The sequence below is a fragment of the Pigmentiphaga kullae genome (assembly GCF_004216695.1).
GTDB lineage: Bacteria > Pseudomonadota > Gammaproteobacteria > Burkholderiales > Burkholderiaceae_B > Pigmentiphaga > Pigmentiphaga kullae.
The window spans coordinates 2,552,275-2,573,293 of sequence record NZ_SGXC01000001.1; the positions used below are offsets into that span (position 1 = coordinate 2,552,275).

Consider the following 21,019-nt stretch of genomic DNA (forward strand, 5'->3'; position numbering starts at 1 on the left):
GGCCGGCCACGGGCCGTGGTCAGGCTTCCCCGTAGCCGCCGCCGCCCGGCGTCTCGATCTCGACCCGGTCGCCCGCCTGCAACTCCGCGCGATCCGCGTGGTCCAGCGGTTCGACCCGTCCGTCGGCGCGCAGCACGCGGGCCAGGCCCGGCGCGCCGGGTTGTCCGCCGCGCAGCCCGAAAGCGGGATGGTGCCAGCCGTTGGCCAGCAGCGAAACCGTCATCGGTTCCATGAAGCGCAGCGTGCGCACGCCGCCGTCGCCGCCGCGCCAGCGGCCGTCGCCGCCCGAGCCGTGGCGGATCTCGTAGCGCTCCAGCCGCACCGGGAAGCGCAGCTCCAGCACTTCCGGGTCCGTCAGGCGGGAGTTGGTCATGTGGGTCTGGACCACCGACGTGCCGTCGAAACCGCCGGCCAGGTCGCCGGCTTCGTCGAAGCGGCCGCCCGCGCCCGAGCCGCCCGAGATGGTCTCGTAATACTGGTGGCGGGCATTGCCGAAGGTCAGGTTGTTCATGGTCGGCTGGCTGCTGGCCATGATGCCCAGCGCGCCGTACAGCGCATTGGTGACGCAGGTCGAGGTCTCGACGTTGCCGGCCACGACGGCGGCCGGATAGCGCGGGTTCAGCATCGAGCCTTCGGGAACCACGATGGTGAGCGGTTTCAGGCCGCCCGCGTTCATGGGGATGTCCTCGTCCAGCAGGGTGCGGAACACGTACAGGACGGCGGCCGAGGTGACGGCGCGCGGGGCGTTGAAGTTGTTGGGCAGTTGCTTAGAGGTGCCGGTGAAGTCCAACGTGGCGCTGCGGGTGGCGTGGTCCACCGTGACGGCCACCCGGACCTGGGCGCCGTTGTCCAGCGACACCGTGAAGCGTCCGTCGCGCAGGCGGCTGATGGCCCGGCGCACGGATTCCTCGGCGTTGTCCTGCACGTGGCCCATGTACGCCTGCACGACGGCCAGGCCGAAGTAGCGCACCATGGCCATGAGCTCCTCGCGGCCCTTCTCGTTGGCGGCCACCTGGGCGCGCAGGTCGGCGATGTTCTGGTCGATGTTGCGCGCCGGATGCCGCGCGGCGGCCAGCAGTTGCCGCATCTCGGACTCGCGCAGGTGGCCGTCGCGCACCAGCAGGAAGCTGGTGATGAGCACGCCCTCGTCGTCGATGGTGCGCGAGTCCGGCGGCATGGAACCCGGCGTCAGGCCGCCGATGTCGGCGTGGTGGCCGCGCGAGCCCACGTAGAACAGCACGCGGGTGCCGGCCTCGTCGAAGATGGGGGTGATGACCGTGACGTCCGGAAGGTGGGTGCCGCCGGCATAGGGATCGTTGAGCACGTAGGCATCGCCGGGCCGCAGCGTGCCCTGGGTGCTGTCGATGACGGCCCGCACGCTGGCGCCCATGGACCCCAAATGGACGGGGATGTGGGGCGCGTTGGCGACCAGGTCTCCCCGCGCGTCGAAGATCGCGCACGAGAAGTCCAGGCGCTCCTTGATGTTGACCGAGTGCGCGGTGTTCTGCAGGCGCCAGCCCATCTGTTCGGCGATGGACATGAACAGGTTGTTGAAGATCTCCAGCATCACCGGGTCGGCCTGCGTGCCGACGGCGCGGCGTTCGGGCCGGGGCATGGCGCGTTCGAGCACGATGTCGCCGTTCGCGGTCGCGGTGGCGCGCCAGCCGGGATCGACCACGGTGGTCGCGTTGGCGTCGGTGATGATGGCGGGGCCCGCGATGACGTCGCCGGCGCGCAGGTCGGCGGCCGCGTAAAGGGGGCTGTCCTGCCAGGCGCCGGCATGGATGGCGGCGCTGTCGCGGGCCTGCAGCCGCGTGCCGGCCTCGCGCGCGGGGCGGTCGAACCAGGCGGCGCGCGCGCTCTGGGGGCCTTCCTCGGCGGTGGCTTCGGCCATCACGGAGTCGATCACCAGCGCGCGGCCGGGCATCAGAAAGGCGAAGCGCTGCCGATAGGCGCGCTCGAACTCCGCCAGCATGGCCGGGGTCTCGCCCAGCGGGACCGGCAGCGCGGTGTCGGTGCCCTCGTAGCGCAGGTAAGCCCGCTCGGCAACGCGTATGTCGGCCGCCTCGCAGCCCTGGGCCTGCAACTCGGCCTTGGCCGCGGCGCCCAGTTCGTCCAGCACCCGGCGCGCCTCGGCGCGGCCGTCGGGGTCGAAGCGGCGCTCCACCGAGCGTTCCCGCACGGCGGTGGCGACGGCCAGGCCCATGCCATAGGCGGACAGCACGCCGGCCAGCGGGTGGATCAGCACGCGCGGCATGGCCAGCGCGTCCGCCACGGCGCAGGCATGCTGGCCGCCGGCGCCGCCGAAGGTGGTCAGGGTGTAGCGGGTGATGTCGTAGCCGCGCTGTACGGAAATCAGCTTGATCGCGTTGGCCATGTTGGTGACCGCGATCTCCAGGAAGCCGTGGGCCAGCGCCTCGGGCGTGGTGGGGCGGCCGCTGGCGCGCTCGACCTCGCGGGCCAGTTCGGCGAAGCGCGCGCGGACCACCTCGGCGTCCAGCCGCTGGTTGCCGTCGGGGCCGAACACCGCGGGAAAGTGGGCGGGCTGGATGCGGCCCAACATGACGTTGGCGTCGGTGACGGTCAGCGGGCCGCCGCGCCGATAGCAGGCGGGGCCGGGGTCGGCGCCGGCCGATTCCGGGCCCACGCGCAGGCGTGTGCCGTCGAAGCGCAGGATGGATCCGCCGCCGGCGGCCACCGTGTGGATGCTCATCATGGGCGCGCGCAGCCGCACGCCCGCCACCAGCGTATCGAAGGTGCGCTCGTATTCGCCGGCATAGTGGGATACGTCGGTCGAGGTGCCGCCCATGTCGAAGCCGATGATCCGGTCGAAGCCGGCGGCGGCCGACACGCCGGCCATGCCGACGATGCCGCCCGCCGGGCCCGACAGGACGGAGTCCTTGCCCTGGAAGGCGCGGGCGTCGGTCAGGCCGCCGCTCGATTGCATGAACTGCAGGCGCACGCCGGGGAGGGCGGACGAGACGCGGTCGACGTAGCGGCGCAGCACGGGCGACAGGTAGGCGTCCACCACGGTGGTATCGCCGCGCGCGACGAAGCGGATCAGCGGCGAGACGGCATGCGAGGCGGAGACCTGCGCATAGCCGAGTTCGCGCGCGATCGCCGCCAGCCGCAGTTCGTGCGCCGGGTTGCGGTAGCCGTGCATGAGCGCGATGGCGATGGACTGGTAGCCTTGCGATCGGCCCTCGGCCAGGGCCGCCCGGGCCTGCGCCTCGTCCAGTCCGGCCACGACGGCGCCGTCAGCGGCCAGGCGTTCGTCGATCTCGACCACGTGGCTGGCGAGCTGTTCGGGCAGGATGATCTCGCGGTCGAACAGGCGCGGCCGGTTCTGGTAGGCGATGCGCAGGGCGTCGCGAAAGCCCCGGGTGACGGCCAGCAGCACGCGCTCGCCCTTGCGTTCCAGCAGCGCGTTGGTGGCGACCGTGGTGCCCATGCGCACGACCTCGATGCGATCGGCAGGCACGGGTTCGCCCGGAGCCAGCTCCAGCAGGCGGCGTATGCCTTCGACGGCGGCGTCGTCGTAGCGGCCGGGGTTCTCGGACAGCAGCTTGGCGGTTGCCAGCGAGCCGTCGGGACGGCGTCCGATCACGTCGGTGAAGGTGCCGCCGCGGTCTATCCAGAATTCCCAGCGGGCGTCGTCGGCGGGAGAGGGAGAGGCAGTGTTCATAGCGATGAGGCCGCGCGGGCGGCCTGGTCATAAAGGCCCGACAGCATGCGCAGGCGCCGGGCCACGTCGGACAGGGAAGCGCCGTCGGCCAGTTCGCCCTCGACGCTGGCAAGCAGGCAGCGGCCCCGGACGGCGCGGAAGCGGTCGATCAGCGCCGCGCCTTCGTCGGTGGTGGCGTAGAGCACTTCCTTGCCGCTTTTTTCGCCGCGCACCAGGCCCAGGCCGGCCAGCTTCTTCAGCGAATAGTTGATGACGTGCGTGTCTTCGTAGTTGAGGGTGAAGCAGATGTCGGCCAGCTTCTTGCCCCGCTCCCGGTGGTGGACGTGGTGCAGCACCAGCACGTCCGTGACCGCGAGATCGGCCGTGCCGGCGGCCGCCATGCAGCGCACCACCCAGCGGCTGAACGCGTTGTGGGCGATGATCAGCCCGAACTCGAGTTCGGACAGCTCCGCGTGCGGGCCCGTGGCCAGGTGCGCCGAGGACAGGATGCGCAGGCGTTCGCCGGCATCGTCCGGCGCGTCGCCGCGCCGGCGGTCATTCGTCATCGTCGTCGTCCTCGCCGGCGAACAGGCGTTCCTTGGGCGGTGCGATCTCGGTCACCAGGTCGCGCACCAGCGGTTTGTTGGGCAGGGGTTCGACCGTGTGCGAGCTGCCGGGTTCGAGCTTGGCCAGACAGGCGTACACGACCTTGCCGTCCAGGCGCATCATGCATTCCTTGCAGGCATTGGCGTTGATGCAGGCATAGCGGAAGGCCAGCGTGTCGTCCTGGTGCGCGCGCACCCAGCGCAGCGCGTCCAGCAGCGAGGCGGCCGCCTGGGGCGGCACGTCGTATTCGGCGACGCGGGACTCGGCGTCGGGGCCGGCGCGCCGGATCTTCAGGTGGATGGAGTCGTTGGGCGATGTCATGCGATGTCCTCCTGCGCGGTCTCGAGGCGCTGGACGGGCTGCGTGGCCAGCGTCCAGTTGCCGTCGCGCCATGCGATGGTCTGGTTCAGCGTCCAGGCGTCTTCCTGCCCGGGATGGTCTTCGCGCTGGTGGGCGCCCCGGCTTTCGCGCCGCGCCAGCGCGCAGCGCGTCACGGCCTGCGCCACCAGCAGCATGTTGCGCAGGTCCAGCGTGTCCAGCCGCACGGGATCCTGCGGCCCGCCGCCCGGCAGGCCGTCGCCGGCCCGCGTCCGCAGCGCGTCCAGTTCGCTCAGCGCGTGCTGCAGGCCTTCCTCGGTGCGGAAAGGGCCGACGTGGGTTTGCATCAGCGCCTGCAATTCCTCGATCAGCGCCGCGGCATTGAGCCCGTCCGGTTCGCCGTGGCTCGGCGCGAGCCGCTGCAGCCAGGGGTGGGCCAGGGCCTCGAGTTCTTGCAGCGAGGGCGGCGGCGGGCAGTCGGCGGCGGCGACGCGGCCGGCCCGCAGCCCGAAGGCGATCGCTTCGGTAATGGCGTTGCCCGACAGCCGGTTGGCGCCGTTGGCGCCGCCCACGGCCTCGCCCGCGGCATACAGGCCGGGCACGTCGGTGGCGAGGTCGGTGTCCACCCGGATGCCGCCCATGTGATAGTGGGCGATGGGCGCCACTTCTATCATCTGCTTGGTCAGGTCGATGCCCGCCTTGGCCAGCTTGTTGATGATGGGGCCGAACGCCGCGCGCAGCGTGTCTTCCGGCACGTGGCGGAAACTCAGCCAGGCGCCGCCGGACGGCGTGCCGCGGCCGGCCTCGACTTCCTTCAGGATGGCGTAGGTCGCGGCGTCGCGGGTGGTGGTGTAGCCCTGGCCCTCGGCGGCGTTGCCGTAGCGTTCGACGAATTCCTCGCCCTGGTTGTTCAGCAGCTTGCCGCCCAGCTTGTAGCGGAAGGGATCCCACATGATGGGGTCGAAGCCGACCAGGCGCGGCGCCAGGTGGCCGATGGGGAAGAACTGCACGAACTCCATGTCGATCAGCCGGGCGCCCGCGCGCAGGGCCAGCGCGAAACCGTCGCCGCCCATGTTGAGCGAGGCGCTGTTGCGGCGGTAGAGGCGCGTCAGGCCGCCGGTGGCGATGATGGTGGCTCCGGCGCGTATCAGGACCGGATCGCCGGTGCCCAGGTGCAGCGCCACCGCGCCGACGACGCGGCCGTTCTTGCGCAGAAGTTCCACCACCAGCAGGTCGCCCACGCGCCGCACGCCGGCTTCGCGCGCGGCCTGCGCGCGCAGGGTCTTGGCCACCGCCGGGCCGGTGTTCAGGTAGTCCACGTAGACGCAGCGGGGGCGGTCGTGGCCGGGGGCGCGGGTCTGCGCCATCCGCTCGCCGTCGCGGGCCCAGCCCACGCCCCAGCGGTCCAGCAGGCGGATCGCGTCCACGCCTTCCTCGCACAGCAGCCGGGCCAGCGGCTCGCTGCACAGGCCGCGGCCGGCCGCCAGCGTGTCGCGCAGGTGATGCTGCCAGTGGTCGGGCCCTTGCTCGCCCAGGGCGGCGGCCACGGTCATCTGGGCCATGATGGTGGCGCCGCCGCGCCCGATCAGGCTGCGGTCGGCCAGCAGCGCGCGCTTGCCGGCCTGGGACGCGGCGATGGCCGCGCTCATGCCGGCACCGCCGGCGCCTATCACCAGCACGTCGGTTTCCAGCGTGTGCAGGTTGGGATGGGACATGTTCATTCTCCGTTGGGGGGCGGCGCCCCCTCCAATTCCCGGGCCGGGGCCTCGGCGCCCAGGTAGGCCTGCTGCACGGCGGGGTCCGCCGCGAGGTCGGCGGCCCGGCCTTGCAGCACGACGTGGCCGTGCTGCAGCACATAGGCGCGGTCGGCCAGTTCCAGCGCGATGCGGGCATTCTGTTCGACCAGCAGGATGGTCTGCCCGGAGGCCTTCCAGCGGAACAGCACCTCGTAGACGGCGTCGACGAATTTCGGCGACAGGCCCATCGACGGCTCGTCGATGCAGACCAGCCGCCCGCGCCGCAGCCACGCGCGGCCCAGGGCCAGCATCTGCTGTTCCCCGCCCGACAGCGTGCCGGCCAGTTGGCCGCGGCGCTCGGCCAGGCGCGGGAAGGCCTGGAACACTTCGTCGAGGTCGGCGGCCACGGCGGCCTTGTCGTGGCGTCGCGGGTAGGCGCCCAGCAGCAGGTTCTCGCGTACCGTCATGTCGGGGAAGACGCGGCGTCCCTCGGGCACGCTGGCTACGCCGAGGTCGATGACCTCGGCGGGCGCGAGGCCCTGGATCTCGCGGCCGTCCAGCAGGACGCGGCCGCTGGACGGGCGGGCCAGGCCCAGCACCGATTTCAGCGTCGTCGACTTGCCCGAGGCATTGCCGCCCAGCACGGAAACCACTTCTCCGGCCTGGACGCGAAGGCTGACGCCGAACAGGGCCTGGACGGCGCCGTAGTGGACGTCGACCGCGTCCAGTTGCAGCAAGGGGGTGGAAGAGGGCAGCTCAGCCAAGATGGGCATCCGAGTTGACCGGCCGCCTGCGGGCGCGGCCGAGATAGGCTTCGACGACTTCGGGATGGTCCAGGGCCTCGGCCGGTGTGCCGGTGGCCAGTATCCGCCCCTGGTTCAGGACGATGGCGTGGCCGGCGATGCGGCGGACCAGCGACAGCTTGTGCTCGACGACCAGGATGCCGAGCTGCGGCTGTTCCGCGCGCAGCGCCAGCAACAGGTCGGTGAGCTCGGCGGTTTCGCTGGGGTTCATGCCGGCCGCCGGCTCGTCGAACAGCACGAAGCGCGGCCGGGCCGCCAGCACGCGCGCCAGTTCCAGGCGGCGGCGGTTCGCGTACGAAAGGCTGTAGGCCGGCTGGTCGCGCCGGGGCCAGAGCCGTTCGCCGAAGCGTTGCAGGGCCGCGCGGGCGCGTTCATGCGCCTCGGCGCGGCGGCGGCGCCAGGCCGGCAGGCCGAGCAGTTCGCCGGCGATCTCGGTCAGCGGATCGACCAGCCGCGCGGATCCCGTGCGGCGCAGCAGCCCGGCCTGGGTGCCCAGCATCACGCTGTCCCACACGCTCAGGGCGGGGAACACGCGCGAGGTCTGGAAGCTGCGGCCCAGGCCCAGCCGGGCGATGCGCTCGGGGGCCAGTCCGTCTATGCGGCGGCCGTCCAGGAAGACATGTCCCGACGAAGGTTTCTCGACCCCGCTCAGCAACTGGATCAGGGTCGACTTGCCGGCGCCGTTGGGGCCCACCAGCGCCACGGTCTGGCCCGGGGCGACGGCGAAGCTGACGTCGTCCACCGCCTTGACGCCGCGGAAATGGCGGCTCAGGCGCTCCACCCGCAGTCCTCGTTGTTCATCGCGAGTCGTCATATCAGTCGTTCATGGCAAAGAGGAGTCCGTTGCGACGCGTGTTTCGATCGAGGGCACAGCGGATCCGGCTTTGCCGGTCCGCCAGTGCCGCCCCCTTGAGGGGGCGCGCGTAGCGCGTAGGGGGTGGGTTTCATCTTGCTCCCAGCAGGCCATGGGGGCGCAGGCGCAGCATGAGCAGCAGCGCCAGGCCGTAGGCCACCATGCGCCATTCGGCGAAGGGCCGCAGCAGTTCGGGCAGCAGGGTCAGCGCGAAGCCGGCCAGCGCCGCGCCGGTCAGGTTGCCCAGGCCGCCCAGCACCGCGATGGTCAGCAGCAGGATGGAGGCGCTGACGGTGAAGCTCTCGGGGCTGACCACGCTCTGCACATAGGCGAACAGGCCGCCCGCCAGGCCCGCCAGCAGGCCGGAACAGGCGAAGCCCACGAGCAGGTAGCGGCGCACCGGCAGTCCGGCGGTGTGGGCGGCCAGCCTGTCCTCGCGTATGCCGCGCCAGGCCCGGCCCACGCCGGAGTCCAGCAGGCGCTGGGCCAGAAACAGGGCGATTCCGGCCACGGCCGCCACCAGCCAGAACTTGCCGGCCAGGCTCGACAGCGGCAGTCCGCCCAGCAGCGCCAGCCTGGGCGCAGGGATGCCGATGAAGCCCATGGGGCCGCGCGTGACGTCCAGCCAGCTCATGAACACCAGATAGCCGATCTGCCCGACGGCCAGCGTGCCCAGCGCGGCGGTGTGGCCGCTGAGCTTGAGCAGGGGCAGGGCGGCCACCACGGCCACACAGGCGGTGACCGCGGCGGCGCCGATCAGCGCGGCTTCTGCCGGCCAGCCGAGATTGCGGGCCAGCAGCCCCACCGCGTAGGCGCCCACGCCGTAGAAGGCGGTGTGCCCGATGGACAGCACGCCCAGCGCGCCGGAGACCAGCGTGACGCTGGCCACCAGCAGCGCGAAGATCATGGCGTAGACCACGGCTTGCAGGAAATAGGCGTTCTGCGTGAGCGCCGGCAGCAGTGCCAGCACGGCCGCCACGGCCAGGAAGCCCCAGGGCGGGAGTTCCCAGGCGCGCACGGCGCCGCGCTGGCTGGAGGACGAAGCCAGCACGCTGGTGGTCGGCATGGCGCCCGCCGCGCCGCTGGCGCCGCCCAGCGCGTCCAGGCGCCGGTCGCCCAGCAGCCCGTGCGGCCGGAACACCAGGAAGACCAGCACCAGGCAGAACGCCACCAGGTCGCGCGATCCTTCTCCGATGTAGGCGCTGGCCAGGGTCTCGACCACGCCCAGCAGCAGGCCGCCCAGCACCGCTCCCGGCGTGCTGGTCAAGCCGCCCAGCAGCGCTGCCGCGAAGCCTTTCAGGCCGAAGGGCAGCCCCATCTGCGGGAACACGCTCTTGAAATAGAGCGCGACCAGTACGCCGCTCAGGGCGCCCAGCGCGCCGGCCAGGGCGAAGGCCAGTTGCCGCACGCTGCCGGTGCGCACGCCCAGTTGCGCCGCGGCGTCGCGATCCTGCGCGGTGGCGCGCAGTGCGCGGCCCCACCACGAGCGCGACAGGAACAGCGTCAGGGCCAGCGTGGCCAGCGCCCCGAAACCGAAGATCAGCAGGTCGGTGCTGGTGATGTAGGCGTTGCCGAAGTAGTAGGTGGCTTCGTCGAACGACAGCGGGAAGGATTGGCTCTCGGGCGACCAGATGATCTCGGCCAGTTGCTCGATGATCAGGCTGATCGCCAGCGTGGACAGCACGGGGGCGATATAGGGCGCGTTCTCCAGGGGCCGCAGCGCCACCCGTTCGAGCAGCATGCCCAGCAGTGCGACGATGAGCACCGAGCCGGTGGCCGCGACGGGCAGCGGCAGTTGCAGCACGGCCACGCCGGTGAAGGCGATGAAGGCGCCCAGCATGAACAGCGCGCCCTGCGCGAAATTGATCAGATTGGAAACGCCGAACACCAGCGAAAAGCCGAGCGCGATCAGGGCGTAGACCTGGCCGATGGCCAGGCCGTTCAGAATCTGGCTGGCGAATAATTCGAGCATGGGAGTGAGTGCGGTGGCCGGAAAAGGCTGCGCCGGCCGCGCCGTGAGGCGGGCCGGCGGCAGGCGCTGAAGGAAATTACTTGTTCAGTTGGAATTCGCCGTTGCGTATCACCAGGAAAGTGGGTGCCTTGCGGACGTTGCCGTTCTCGTACTTGGTCACGCCGGTGACGCCCTCGTAGGCGGGGCCGCCCGCCAGTTCGTCGCGCACGCTCTGCCCGGTCAGCGGCTTGCCCGACTGCACGACGCGGCGGATGGCGGCCACGCCCACGCCGGCCGCGTCATAGGCCAGCGCGGCGAACTGGTCTGGCGTACGGTTGTACTTGGCGCGGTAGGCGTCGACGAAGGCCTTCTTGGACGGATCGCCGGCGAAGAAGATGCTGTGGACGACCACGCCCTCGGCGGCCTTGCCCGCCAGTTCGATGAACTTGGGCGAGGTCAGCGGCACGCCGCCGCCCACCGGGATGTCGACGCCGGCCTGGCGTAGTTGCTGGATGAAGATCGAGGCTTCCTGATAGGGCAGGGCCAGGAAGACGCCGTCGGGCTTGAGCGACTTGATCTTGCTGACCAGCGGCCGGAAGTCCCGGGCGTTGGGCATCACGGCCTCGGTCAGCAGCACCTTGCCGCCGTCCTTCTCGATCGCGGCCGAGGTGGCCTTGACGGTGAACAGGCCCCAGTCGTCCTGCGAGTACGGGATGACGATGCGGCTGGCCTTGAGCTGCTTGTGGATGGTGTCGGCGTTGTACTGGGCCAGCACGTCGTCGGTATTGTTCTGCCGGAACTGGTAGGGGCTTTGCTTGCTGAAGTCCGGGTGCGACGAGGTGGGGCTGATCTGCGCGATCCTGGCCTCGGTGAAGATGGGCGCCGCCGCCAGCGACGCCGTGGTCGACCAGGAGCCGATGGCCAGCACCACGCCGGGCGTGGCCACGATCTTGCGCGCCACGGTGGCCGCTTCCTGCGGCGAATTGCGGTCGTCCTCGACCACCAGCCTGACCGGCCGGCCGTTGACGCCGCCGTCGGCATTGACCTTGTCCAGATACAGCTCGACGGCGTTCTTGAAGCTCGCGCCGTACTCGGCGAAGTTGCCGGACAGGTGGGTGAACAGGCCGATGGTGATCGGGGATTCCGCGGCCAGTGCGGGGGCGGACAACAGGCCGGAGGCTGCGGTGGCCGCCAGCAGGCGGCGGAAGGGGAGTCGCGTCGGCACGTCGGTTCTCGGTCGATGGTGGGGAAACGGCGCCGCGACGCGAAGGCCGGCGGGGCCGTGGATCGACGTAAACGTTATGCTTTCGTCAACAAAACATCAACGTATTATTGCTAATAAGCTTATAAGGTTCATAGGAGCTCCGCGCCGGCCCGTGTCCGTACCGGGCCAGCCAGGCCGGCGCGATCGTGCTGCCGGGCTACAGCAGCGACTGCCCGTACTCCAGCACCTGGTCGCAGACCTTTTCGGTGATCTGCTGCTTGAGCCCGCCGCCGCCCAGTTCCACCTTCTGTCCGCTGTTGCCGCCCAGGATGCCGCTCAGGCCTTCGCGATAGCCGGGATCGGACTGGGCCTGCTGTTCGCCGCCCAGCTTGCCGAGCAGCTTGTCCTTGACGGACGAGGCGCCGCCGCCCAGGTAGTTGTTCTTGGCGCAATAGCTCAGGATGCCGGTGATGTTGCCGGTGCCGACCGATCCCAGCGATGGCATGGAGGCGCCGCCCAGTCCCCCCAGCAGTGAGCCCCCGCCGCCCGACGATTGCTGGCCGCCGCCGCCCAGCGCACCCTTGACGGAATCCAGGAGCTGGGCCTGGGCGGTGGAAGCCGCGAGGAAGAGGCCCAGGGCAATGGCGGCGAGACGGGGGGCAGTGGTCGACATGTTTGATCTCCTTTGACGGCGTGGATGGTCCGGCAAGGGCCGGGGGCCCGTCGCCGGATGCCGCTCAAGCGTATACCAGGACGGTGGCGCGAACCAGTTGCCGATACCGATGCTGACAACAGGTTGCCGATCCCGATCCTGACAGGCGGCTGACATGCCGCATTTCCGGGATCGAGCCCCGTGCTCTACACTCGTCGGGCCCGCCCGAGCCACCCTCCGCAACGGATTCCGCATCGTGTCTTCCGCCGCATCACGTTCCTCGCGTCCCCTCGTCATTGCCTCGGTGATGGCCTCCATGTTCATGATCGCCATCGAGGCGACCATCGTGGCGACCGCCATGCCGCAGATCGCCGGGGACCTGGGCGGGCTGAAGCTGTACAGCTGGGTGTTCGCGTCGTTCCTGCTGACCCAGACCGCGATGACCGTGGTTTTCGGCAAGCTGTCCGACATCTACGGCCGCAAGCCGATGATGCTGGCCGGCATCGCCGCGTTCCTGCTGGGTTCGGTGCTGGCGGGCTTCGCCTGGTCCATGCCGTCGATGATCGTGTTCCGGCTCATCCAGGGCATAGGCGCGGGCGCCATACAGCCCGTGGGTATGACCATCGTGGCGGACCTGTATCCGGTGCGCGAGCGCGGCAAGGTCCAGGGGTATCTGGCCAGCGTGTGGGCGATCTCCGGCGTGCTGGGCCCCATGCTGGGCGCGCTGATCATCCACCAGTTCTCGTGGGCGTGGATCTTCTGGATGAACGTGCCGCTGGGCCTGCTGGCCACGGCGGGCTTCGTGTTCTTCCTGCACGAGCAGCGCGAGCGGCGGCCGATGTCCATCGACGTGACCGGCGCCGCGCTGTTCACGGCCACCGTGGCGGCGCTGATGATCGCCCTGACCGATGCCGGCGACGGCCTGGCCTCGCGCGCGTGGATGGCCGCGGGCGCGTTCGTCGTCTGCCTGGTCCTGTTCGTGCTGCAGGAGCGGCGCGCCGAGCATCCCGTCGTGTCCTTCGCGTTGTGGAGCCGGCGCCCGGTGGCCGCCGCGAACGTCGCGATGCTGCTGGGGAGCATGGTCATCATGGGGCTGACGACCTTCCTGCCCATGTATGTGCAGAGCGTGCAGCACCGCACGCCGGTCGTGGCGGGGCTGGCGCTGACCATGATCATGGTGGGCTGGCCGCTGGGCTCCACCGTGGCGGCCAAGGTGTTTCCCCGCTACGGCCTGCGGCCCATGCTGCTGCTGGGCAGCGTGCTCGTGCCGATCGGGGCCTGTGCGTTCCTGCTGCTGCGGCCGGACAATTCGCCCGTGCTGGCGGGGGCGGGCTCGCTGATCGTGGGCCTGGGCATGGGCTTCTTGGGCGTCTGTTCGCTGGTGCTGATCCAGGAGATCGTGGATGTGTCCGACCGCGGCAGCGCGACGGCTTCCAACATCTTCGCGCGCAACCTGGGCAGCACCCTGGGGGCCACCGCGCTGGGCGCGGTATTCAACTTCGGGCTGGCCCGCTCGACCAGCGACTCGCCTATCTCCTCCGAACAGCTCAAGCACGCGCTGGAGTCCGCCAGCGCGAACCCCGTCATCCAGGCAGCCATGCAGGATTCGCTGCACATGACGTTCTGGGCCGTGCTGGTCATCGCGCTGCTGGTCATGGCGGCCACGGTCTGGATTCCCCCCACTTCCGTGGGCCGTGTCAGCCGCTCCGCGGCCAAGATGTAAGCGTCGGCATCGCCGCCGGCGGCCCGTATCGGCGCCGGGGGCGTCGGCGGTCTTGTGTCCTCGGTCCCGACGCAGCGGCACATCGGGCTCGTCCATGCCTTGCAGGCGCGCCGAGCGGCGCGCGGATGTTACGGCCTGTGAGGCCCGTGGCGCTTTCTCGCATACATACGGCAACCCGGCGCACCGCGCGGTTTTGGCAGGATGGTGGCACCAGGAACCCCATTTGGAGATTGCCATGAAACGAAGCTACATCCCCGCCGTGGGCGCCTGCCTGATCGCGATGGCGTCGGCCGCGATGGCGCAGGCCCCGCAACAGGCGCCCGCGCCCGATCCCACGCAAGGCGCGATGCCCGCGCAGCCCCAGCCCGCGGCCAACGTGTCGGACGATCAACTGCGCAAGTTCGTGAGCGCCGCGCAGAAGGTGGCCATGATTTCGCAGGAGTACACGCCCAGGCTCAACGCCGCGACGGACGCCGCATCGCAGCAGCAGGTGCACAAGGAGGCCGACGACAAGATGGTCGACGCCGTGCACCGCGAAGGCCTGACGGTGGACGAGTTCAACGGCATCGGCCAGGCCGTGGAGCAGAATCCCAACCTGGCCCAGCGCGCGCGCGACATGGCCAAGTAAGGCGCATCGCGGGCAGGCGCCCGCGATGCGCACAAACGGTCAACCGAACAGCTTGTTGGCGGTGCGGGCGACCAGTTCGCCCTGGAAGCGCGCGCCCGCGAGATCGGCCGCCGAAGGCTGGCGCGAGCCATCGCCGCCGGCGATGGTGGTCGCGCCGTAGGGCGCGCCGCCCACGATCTCGGTCAGGGTCATCTGGCCCTGGTAGCTGTACGGCAGGCCCACCACCACCATGCCGAAATGCAGCAGGTTGGTGATGATGGAGAACAGCGTCGTCTCCTGCCCGCCATGCTGCGTGGCGGTGGAGGCGAAGGCCGCGCCCACTTTCCCGTTCAGGGCTCCACGCGCCCACAGACCGCCGGTCTGGTCCAGGAAGGCGGCCATCTGCGAGGACATGCGTCCGTAGCGCGTACCGGTGCCGATGACGATGGCATCGTAGTTTTCCAGGTCGGCCACCGTGGCCACGGGCGCGGCCTGGTCCAGCTTGTAGTGGGCATTCTTCGCGACGTCGGGCGGCACGGTTTCCGGCACGCGCTTGATGTCCACCTGGGCGCCGGCGCCGCGCGCCCCCTCGGCGACGGCCTCGGCCATTTTCTCGATGTGGCCGTATGACGAGTAATAGAGAACCAGGACCTTGCTCATGGAACCTCCTTGGGGTGCCGCGCGGGCGATCCAGGCATTCATCCCATACGCCCGGCCGGCGCGCAAGCGGAAGATGTGTAATGAAGTGTTGCGCCGACCTCAGGGTTTGAAGGCGCCGATGAAGATGGCCGGATCCACCCGCGCGTCGTTCAGGCTGACGTTCCAGTGCAGATGGGGGCCGGTGGCGCGGCCGGTCGATCCGACCCGTCCGACTTCCTCGCCGCGCGCGACGTCCTGGCCCACGCGCACGCCGATCCCGGACAGGTGGCAGAACATGCTGATGAAGCCCTGGCCATGGTCCACGAACACGGTCTTGCCATTGAAGAAATAGTCGCCCACCAGGACCACGCGCCCCGCGGCGGGCGCCTTGACCGGCGTGCCGGCGGGCACGGCGAAGTCCAGGCCGGAGTGGGGGTTGCGGGGTTCGCCGTTGAAGAAGCGCTGCAATCCGAAGGGGCTGGACAGCCGGCCGCCGGCCACCGGGCGATCCAGCATGACGTTGCTGGGGCCCTGCGGGCGGAAGGCGCGGTAGGCGGCCAGTTGTTCGGCGGTTTCCTTCTCGATGCGCGCGAGGTCGGCCGGATCGGGATTGACCTGGCGCTTGTTCTTGAGCTTGATGTGCTGGGCGACGTAGGTCTTGGTTCCGACCTGGAAGTCCAGCGTGCGCGTGCCCGCTTCTTCCTGTACCGCCAGGCGCTGCGTGCCCGGCCTGGTGCCGAGCGGAATGCCGACGACCGCGATCCACTGTCCGCCGTCGTCGCGCAGGACCATCGTCCTGCGGTCGAGATAGGTCGCCACGGGGGCGGTGGGGCCGTCCCCCAGCGGAACGACCGCCACGCCGCCGGGAACGGGCTTGTTCAGCAGGCGGGTGATGAAGCTTTCGGCATGGACGGGAGCAGCGGCGCACAGGGCGGCCGCCCACAGCAGGTGGCGGACAAGGAGGGCGGGCATGGGAGGCGGACGGAGAGACATCGCCCCAAGCGTACAGGCTCCCGCCCTTTCCCCGCAAACACGCCCGCTAGCCGGCGTCGAGTTCCCGGTAGTGGCGGAAGATGCCGTCGCCCCAGGGCAGGCGCCGCCCGCTTGCCAGGTAGGCCCGCAGTTCCGGCAGGCCGCCCACGCGCGCGTGCAGCGCCATGACGCCCGGGTAATCGCGCGCGAGCGTGGCCATCCGCCGGGGGAAGGCGTACAGCAGGCCGTCGACCAGGTGGTAGAGCGAGAGATCGGCATAGGTCCAGCGGTCGCCCCCGCCGATCCAGTCGCCGCGGCGGGCCAGCACGCGTTCGAAGTAGCCCAGGAACTTGGGCATGCGCTGGCCGCGGAAATCGCCCGCGCGCCGCAGTGCCTCCGCTTTCTGTTCGTCGTAGTAAAGGCCGGAGGCGATGGGGTGATGGACGTCGTGGGCCTCGGCCACCATGTCGGCGATGGTCAGCTGGATCTGGTTGATCCACAGCCGTCCCGCCAGGTCGGCCGGCGCGAGGCCGTGGCGTTCGCCCAGGAACAGCAGGATGTTGGCCGTCTGGGAAATCGTCATGTCGCCGGCCACCAGGTAGGGCGGCGCGAAGGGCGGGCTGTCGCGGTCGGCGGTCATGTCGGCCACCAGGTCCGAGGCCTGCACGCCGGGCTCGCGCGCGCATTCCCGGTAGGGGATGCCGCCGGCTTCCAGCGCCAGCCGGACGAATTCGCCGCGTCCGGGTATGCCGTTCCAGTACCAGAACTCGTAGGTCATGCGGGCTCCTTCGTGTCTAGAACTCCAGGCAGATCTTGCCGAAATGGGCGTGGGCCGCCTCGTGGCGGAAGGCGTCGGCGATTTGTTCCAGCGGGAAGCGGCGGTCGATCACCGGGTGCAGGTCGATGGCTTCCAGGGCGCGCACCATCTCCTGCTGCTGCCGGCGGCTGCCCACGATCAGGCCTTGCAGGCGCGCCTGTTTGGCCATCAGCGCCGCGGTGGGGATCTCGCCGCTGCCGCCGGTCAGCACGCCGATCAGCGAGATGTGCCCTGCTATGCGCACGGCCTTGATTGACTGCGCCAGCGTGCCCGGGCCGCCGACCTCGATGACGTGGTCCACGCCGCCGCCGGTCAGCTTGCGCACCGTGTCGCCCCACTCCGGATCGTCGCGGTAGTTGATGACGTGATCGGCGCCCAGGGCGCGGGCGCGCGCCAGCTTCTCGTCCGACGACGAGGTGATGATGACGGACGCGCCCATGGCCTTGGCCAGCTGCAGCGCGAAGATGGAGACGCCGCCCGTGCCCAGCGCCAGCACCGTGTCGCCCGCCTTGAGCCGGTCGTCGCCCACCAGCGCGCGCCAGGCAGTCAGCCCGGCCGTGGTCAGCGTGGCAGATTCGGCATGATCGAGGTGGCGCGGCGCGCGCGTGAACCAGGTCGCCGGGCGGACGATGGCCTCGCGCGCGTAGCCGTCCACGCCGTCGCCGGGCACCGTGGAGAAGTTGCCGACCCGGGCCTCGCCGTCCAGCCAGTGGGGAAAGAAGGTCGAGACCACGTGGTCGCCTTCGGCGAACTCCTCGACGCCCCGGCCCACCTGCTCGACCACGCCGGCGCCGTCCGCCATCGGGATGCGGCCGAAGTACCGCTCGTCCGTGCGCAGCGCGACGAGATAGTCGTGGTAGTTCAGCGAACTGGCGTGTAGGCGCACGCGGATTTCGCCGGCGGCGGGCGCGCCGGGGTCGGGCAGGTCGATCGATTGGAGGTGGTCGAGCCCGCCTGGGGCTCCGAGCGCAATGGCTTTCATGACGGGTTCTCCTGGCAGGATGCGGCGCGGGTTCGTATAAAATAACGCCGGGTGCTGCCGCTGTACATGCGGGAGCAGGTTCTGGGCATCGGTCGGGCCGCCGGTGCAGCATCGCCTTTGGATGATCTGCATGAACCGACACGCCCCGCGCCGACCCGTTCCGCGCGCCCAGGACCTTGCCGCCCGAGCCCTGCTCACGCTGGAAAGATTCCTTCACATCGAAGCCGTCAGCGGCATCGTGCTGCTGGCCGCGGCCGCCCTCGCCCTGGTCTGGGCCAATTCCTCCTACGCTTCCGGCTACCACGCCCTGTGGCACGCGCCGCTCACCTTCGGCGTGGGCAGCTACGTCGTTTCGCAGTCCCTGCATTTCTGGATCAACGACGCGCTGATGACCGTGTTCTTTCTCGTGGTCGGCATGGAGATACGGCGCGAGATCCATGAGGGCGCGCTGGCCAGCCTGGCCCAGGCGGCGCTGCCGCTGGCGGCCGCGCTGGGCGGCGTGGCGGTGCCGGCGCTGATCTATCTCGCGTTCAACGGCCAGGCGCCGCAAAGCCAGGGCTGGGCCGTGCCCACCGCCACCGACATCGCGTTCGCGGTCGGCGTGCTGGCGCTGCTGGGCCGGTCCATTCCCGGCAGCGTGCGCATCTTCCTGCTGGCGCTGGCGATCATCGACGACATCGTCGCCGTCCTGATCATCGCGATGTTCTATTCGGGCGGCCTGGACTACACCGGATTGCTCGTGGCCGCCGTGGGCATCCTGATGGTGCTGGCCCTGCAGCGCATGGGGGTGGGGACGGCCTACGCCTATGTGCTGCCCGGCGCGGTGCTGTGGATCGGCCTGTTGCAGACGGGGGCGCATCCCACGCTGGCGGGCGTCGTGCTGGGCCTGATGACGCCGGTGCTGCCCGCGCCGCGTCACGAGCACCCACTGGACATCGTGCGCCGCGCGGCGGATTTCCTGGTGCGCGCGGGTGCCGCCGACACCGATGGCACGGCGGAGCAGGCGCGGCGGCTGCGGTGGGCGCAGCGCGAGCTGCTGGCGCCCGTGACGCGGGTGCAGATGGCCCTGCACCCGTGGGTGGCCTATGTCGTCATGCCGCTGTTCGCCCTGGCCAACGCCGGCGTCACGCTGGACGGCGTGGACCTGTCGGCGTCCTCGTCGCAGGCCGTCATGCTGGGCGTGGCGGTGGCGCTGGTGGCAGGCAAGCCGCTGGGCGTCGTCGCGGCCAGCTGGATCGCGGTGCGGCTGGGATGGTGCAGGCTGCCGCCCGGCGCCACGTGGAGCGGGGTCGCGCTGGTGGGATTGCTGGCGGGCATAGGCTTCACGATGTCCATCTTCATCGCCAACCTGGCGTTCGGCGACGAGAACCTGCTGGGGGCGGCGAAGCTGGGCGTGCTGACGGCATCGGCCGTGGCCGCCACGGCGGGGCTGGCGTGGGGCGCCGTGCTGGCCGCCAGGCAACGGCGCAAGGCGGTGTCGGCACCGGAGGCGGGCGAGGCCTGAGGCCGGCGGGACGTCAGGTCTCGAAGTCCACCAGTTCGTCGCCGTCGTTCACCGCATCGCCGACCGCGAAGCGGAAGGCCTTTACCCGTCCGTCGGCCGGGGCGCCGATGGTGTGTTCCATCTTCATCGCCTCGAGCACCAGCAGCGGCGTGCCGGCGGCCACCCGTGCGCCGGGCGCCACCAGGTGGGCGGCCATCCGGCCCGGCATGGGCGCGGCCAGCCCGGTGCCGGCGTCCTGGCCTTGCTCCCAGGCCAGCAGCGGATCGACCAGCGTGAAGGTCCAGGTCCCGCCGTCGCCGTACACGATGCGGCGGGCACCGTCCCGGTAGACGTCCGCGCGCAGCGTGCGATCGGGCAGCACCGCCTCCAGCCGGGAGCCTTCGCCGCGCAGGCCGACGGCAACGGTCGAGCCCTCCAGCCCGGCGATCATTCCTGCGGGCGCGGACGTGATCGAGATCTCGCGGCGATGGTCGCCGCACGAGAACAGGAATACCGTGGCGGCGTCCGCGTTCAGGCGCCAGCCGTCCGCGTGCCATGGCGAGCCGGCCGGCGCCGCCTCGGCGACATGCCGCATCTGCGCCAGCGCGGCCAGCAGCCACGCCTCGCGCGGCGGCGCGGCGTCAGGCGCGAACAGCTTGTCATGCTCGCGTTCGATCAGGCCGGTGTCCAGATCCGCCCGGTCGAACGAGGGCGTGGCGACCAGCCGCGACAGGAAGGCGAGATTGGTGGGCAGGCCCACGATGCGGCAGGCGGACAAGGCCTGCCGCATGCGGGCCAGGGCCTCGCGCCGGTCGGCGCCGTGGACGACGAGCTTGGCGATCATCGGGTCGTAGTGGGGCGTGATGGTGTCGCCTTGGTCGACGCCGGCGTCCAGCCGCAGCCAGGGGGCGGCGGGAGGGGGCACGAAATATCGCAGCCGGCCGGCCGCGGGCAGGAAGCCCTGCCCGGGATCCTCGGCGTACAGGCGAGCTTCCAGCGCATGGCCGGACGGGGCCGGCGGCCGAAGGTCCTGCGGCAGGGGTTCGCCGCTGGCCACGCGCAACTGCCATTCGACCAGGTCGAGCCCGGTGATCATTTCGGTGACCGGATGCTCGACCTGCAGCCGTGTGTTCATCTCCATGAAATAGAAGCCGCCGTCCGGGTCGACGATGAACTCCACCGTGCCGGCGCCCACGTAGCCCACGGCGCGCGCGGCATCGATGGCGGCCCGGCCCATGGCCTCGCGCCGGCCGGCGGCCATGCCCGGCGCGGGCGCCTCTTCCAGCACCTTCTGATGGCGGCGCTGGACCGAGCAGTCGCGCTCGAACAGATGGACCATGTTGCCGTGGCGGTCGCCGAAGACCTGGATCTCGATGTGGCGCGGACGAAGGACGTAGCGTTCGACCAGCATGCGATCGTCGCCGAAGGCCGCGGCGGCCTCCCGCTTGCAGGCGGCCAGCGCCGCATCGAAGTCCTCGTCCCGGTCGACGCGGCGCATGCCCTTGCCGCCGCCTCCCGCACTGGCCTTGATCAGTACCGGATAGCCGATGCGGGCGGCTTCGCGGGCCAGCAGCGCGGGGTCCTGGTCGCTGCCGTGGTAGCCCGGGGTAAGCGGCACGCCGGCCTGTTCCATCAGGGCCTTGGCGGCGGACTTGGACCCCATCGCACGGATCGCGTCGGCGGGCGGCCCGATGAAGACCAGGCCCGCACGCTCGCAGGCCTCGGCGAAGGCGGCGTTCTCGGACAGGAAGCCGTAGCCCGGGTGGACCGCCCGCGCGCCGCTGGCCAGCGCGGCCTCGACCAGCGCGTCCGCGCGCAGATAGGAGTCCCGCGCCGGCGCGGGACCGATGCGCCGGGCCTCGTCGGCCTGTCGGACGTGCCGCGCGCCGGCATCGGCGTCCGAATACACCGCCACGGTCGCCACGCCCATCCGCCGGGCCGTGGCCATGATCCGGCAGGCGATTTCCCCGCGATTGGCGATCAGGATCTTGTCGAACACGATGGGCTTT

17 protein-coding genes are annotated in these 21,019 nt (G+C 70.7%); 3 read left to right on the forward strand and 14 right to left on the reverse strand.

Annotated features, from left to right (window positions below):
* Positions 1–19 precede the first annotated feature (19 nt).
* The 9 genes from EV675_RS12415 to EV675_RS12455 all read right to left on the reverse strand — a co-directional run bounded on the left by EV675_RS12415 (position 20) and on the right by EV675_RS12455 (position 11,808).
* Positions 20–3,685 (reverse strand): hydantoinase B/oxoprolinase family protein, encoded by a 3,666-nt coding sequence (locus EV675_RS12415; RefSeq protein ID WP_130357525.1) that lies wholly within the window; start codon positions 3,683–3,685, stop codon positions 20–22.
* Complete coding sequence (locus tag EV675_RS12420; RefSeq protein ID WP_130357526.1) at positions 3,682–4,230, reverse strand: winged helix DNA-binding protein; 549 nt, start codon at positions 4,228–4,230, stop codon at positions 3,682–3,684. The genes EV675_RS12415 and EV675_RS12420 overlap by 4 nt, the downstream gene beginning before the upstream one ends.
* Entirely contained in the window at positions 4,220–4,591 is a 372-nt protein-coding gene (locus EV675_RS12425) for a 2Fe-2S iron-sulfur cluster-binding protein (RefSeq protein ID WP_130357527.1), read from the reverse strand. Before EV675_RS12425 ends, EV675_RS12420 begins: the two co-directional genes overlap by 11 nt.
* On the reverse strand, positions 4,588–6,303 hold the full coding sequence (locus EV675_RS12430) for an FAD-binding protein (protein ID WP_130357528.1): 1,716 nt from the start codon (positions 6,301–6,303) through the stop codon (positions 4,588–4,590). Before EV675_RS12430 ends, EV675_RS12425 begins: the two co-directional genes overlap by 4 nt.
* A 2-nt stretch (positions 6,304–6,305) precedes the next feature.
* Complete coding sequence (locus tag EV675_RS12435; protein WP_207221945.1) at positions 6,306–7,097, reverse strand: ABC transporter ATP-binding protein; 792 nt, start codon at positions 7,095–7,097, stop codon at positions 6,306–6,308.
* Positions 7,081–7,941 carry an ABC transporter ATP-binding protein gene (locus tag EV675_RS12440; RefSeq protein ID WP_130357529.1) on the reverse strand — a complete coding sequence of 287 codons (861 nt, stop codon included), beginning with the start codon at positions 7,939–7,941 and terminating at the stop codon, positions 7,081–7,083. Before EV675_RS12440 ends, EV675_RS12435 begins: the two co-directional genes overlap by 17 nt.
* Positions 7,942–8,071: 130 nt before the next feature.
* A complete protein-coding gene (locus EV675_RS12445) occupies positions 8,072–9,952 on the reverse strand; it encodes an ABC transporter permease (protein ID WP_130357530.1) in 1,881 nt (626 codons plus the stop codon).
* A 76-nt stretch (positions 9,953–10,028) separates the two neighbouring features.
* Complete coding sequence (locus EV675_RS12450; RefSeq protein WP_165404568.1) at positions 10,029–11,156, reverse strand: ABC transporter substrate-binding protein; 1,128 nt, start codon at positions 11,154–11,156, stop codon at positions 10,029–10,031.
* 196 nt (positions 11,157–11,352) lie between these two features.
* Positions 11,353–11,808: a DUF2501 domain-containing protein gene (locus EV675_RS12455; RefSeq protein ID WP_130357532.1), complete on the reverse strand. Its 456-nt coding sequence runs from the start codon at positions 11,806–11,808 to the stop codon at positions 11,353–11,355.
* Positions 11,809–12,094: 286 nt separating this feature from the next.
* Here EV675_RS12455 and EV675_RS12460 point away from each other — a divergent pair, with 286 nt between their 5' ends.
* The gene (locus tag EV675_RS12460; protein WP_207221981.1) at positions 12,095–13,510 is read left to right on the forward strand and encodes an MDR family MFS transporter; all 1,416 of its coding nucleotides are present in this window, start codon (positions 12,095–12,097) and stop codon (positions 13,508–13,510) included.
* Between the two features lie 235 nt (positions 13,511–13,745).
* Positions 13,746–14,138: a DUF4168 domain-containing protein gene (locus EV675_RS12465; RefSeq protein WP_130357534.1), complete on the forward strand. Its 393-nt coding sequence runs from the start codon at positions 13,746–13,748 to the stop codon at positions 14,136–14,138.
* 39 nt (positions 14,139–14,177) lie between these two features.
* Here EV675_RS12465 and wrbA read toward each other — a convergent pair whose 3' ends face one another.
* From wrbA to EV675_RS12485, 4 genes are all read right to left on the reverse strand, one after another.
* On the reverse strand, positions 14,178–14,777 hold the full coding sequence (gene wrbA / locus EV675_RS12470) for an NAD(P)H:quinone oxidoreductase (RefSeq protein ID WP_130357535.1): 600 nt from the start codon (positions 14,775–14,777) through the stop codon (positions 14,178–14,180).
* Between the two features lie 99 nt (positions 14,778–14,876).
* Positions 14,877–15,728 (reverse strand): peptidoglycan DD-metalloendopeptidase family protein, encoded by an 852-nt coding sequence (locus EV675_RS12475; RefSeq protein WP_130357536.1) that lies wholly within the window; start codon positions 15,726–15,728, stop codon positions 14,877–14,879.
* A gap of 67 nt (positions 15,729–15,795) precedes the next feature.
* Positions 15,796–16,506 (reverse strand): glutathione S-transferase, encoded by a 711-nt coding sequence (locus tag EV675_RS12480; protein WP_130357537.1) that lies wholly within the window; start codon positions 16,504–16,506, stop codon positions 15,796–15,798.
* A 16-nt stretch (positions 16,507–16,522) separates the two neighbouring features.
* Positions 16,523–17,527 carry a zinc-dependent alcohol dehydrogenase family protein gene (locus tag EV675_RS12485; protein ID WP_130357538.1) on the reverse strand — a complete coding sequence of 335 codons (1,005 nt, stop codon included), beginning with the start codon at positions 17,525–17,527 and terminating at the stop codon, positions 16,523–16,525.
* 130 nt (positions 17,528–17,657) lie between these two features.
* Between EV675_RS12485 and nhaA the strand changes: the two genes are divergently transcribed.
* Complete coding sequence (gene nhaA / locus EV675_RS12490) at positions 17,658–19,031, forward strand: Na+/H+ antiporter NhaA (protein WP_130357539.1); 1,374 nt, start codon at positions 17,658–17,660, stop codon at positions 19,029–19,031.
* Between the two features lie 13 nt (positions 19,032–19,044).
* Here nhaA and EV675_RS12495 read toward each other — a convergent pair whose 3' ends face one another.
* Positions 19,045–21,009 carry an acetyl/propionyl/methylcrotonyl-CoA carboxylase subunit alpha gene (locus tag EV675_RS12495; RefSeq protein WP_130357540.1) on the reverse strand — a complete coding sequence of 655 codons (1,965 nt, stop codon included), beginning with the start codon at positions 21,007–21,009 and terminating at the stop codon, positions 19,045–19,047.
* Between the last annotated feature and the right edge of the window lie 10 nt (positions 21,010–21,019).

What these genes read in the sequence shown, in the direction of transcription:
- EV675_RS12415 (WP_130357525.1), bottom strand. Translation starts at nt 3,685, where the DNA reads ATGAACACTGCCTCTCCCTCTCCCGCCGACGACGCCCGCTGGGAATTC.
- EV675_RS12420 (WP_130357526.1), bottom strand. Translation starts at nt 4,230, where the DNA reads ATGACGAATGACCGCCGGCGCGGCGACGCGCCGGACGATGCCGGCGAA.
- EV675_RS12425 (WP_130357527.1), bottom strand. Translation starts at nt 4,591, where the DNA reads ATGACATCGCCCAACGACTCCATCCACCTGAAGATCCGGCGCGCCGGC.
- EV675_RS12430 (WP_130357528.1), bottom strand. Translation starts at nt 6,303, where the DNA reads ATGTCCCATCCCAACCTGCACACGCTGGAAACCGACGTGCTGGTGATA.
- EV675_RS12435 (WP_207221945.1), bottom strand. Translation starts at nt 7,097, where the DNA reads ATGCCCATCTTGGCTGAGCTGCCCTCTTCCACCCCCTTGCTGCAACTG.
- EV675_RS12440 (WP_130357529.1), bottom strand. Translation starts at nt 7,941, where the DNA reads ATGACGACTCGCGATGAACAACGAGGACTGCGGGTGGAGCGCCTGAGC.
- EV675_RS12445 (WP_130357530.1), bottom strand. Translation starts at nt 9,952, where the DNA reads ATGCTCGAATTATTCGCCAGCCAGATTCTGAACGGCCTGGCCATCGGC.
- EV675_RS12455 (WP_130357532.1), bottom strand. Translation starts at nt 11,808, where the DNA reads ATGTCGACCACTGCCCCCCGTCTCGCCGCCATTGCCCTGGGCCTCTTC.
- EV675_RS12460 (WP_207221981.1), top strand. Translation starts at nt 12,095, where the DNA reads ATGGCCTCCATGTTCATGATCGCCATCGAGGCGACCATCGTGGCGACC.
- EV675_RS12465 (WP_130357534.1), top strand. Translation starts at nt 13,746, where the DNA reads ATGAAACGAAGCTACATCCCCGCCGTGGGCGCCTGCCTGATCGCGATG.
- wrbA (WP_130357535.1), bottom strand. Translation starts at nt 14,777, where the DNA reads ATGAGCAAGGTCCTGGTTCTCTATTACTCGTCATACGGCCACATCGAG.
- EV675_RS12475 (WP_130357536.1), bottom strand. Translation starts at nt 15,728, where the DNA reads ATGCCCGCCCTCCTTGTCCGCCACCTGCTGTGGGCGGCCGCCCTGTGC.
- EV675_RS12480 (WP_130357537.1), bottom strand. Translation starts at nt 16,506, where the DNA reads ATGACCTACGAGTTCTGGTACTGGAACGGCATACCCGGACGCGGCGAA.
- EV675_RS12485 (WP_130357538.1), bottom strand. Translation starts at nt 17,527, where the DNA reads ATGAAAGCCATTGCGCTCGGAGCCCCAGGCGGGCTCGACCACCTCCAA.
- nhaA (WP_130357539.1), top strand. Translation starts at nt 17,658, where the DNA reads ATGAACCGACACGCCCCGCGCCGACCCGTTCCGCGCGCCCAGGACCTT.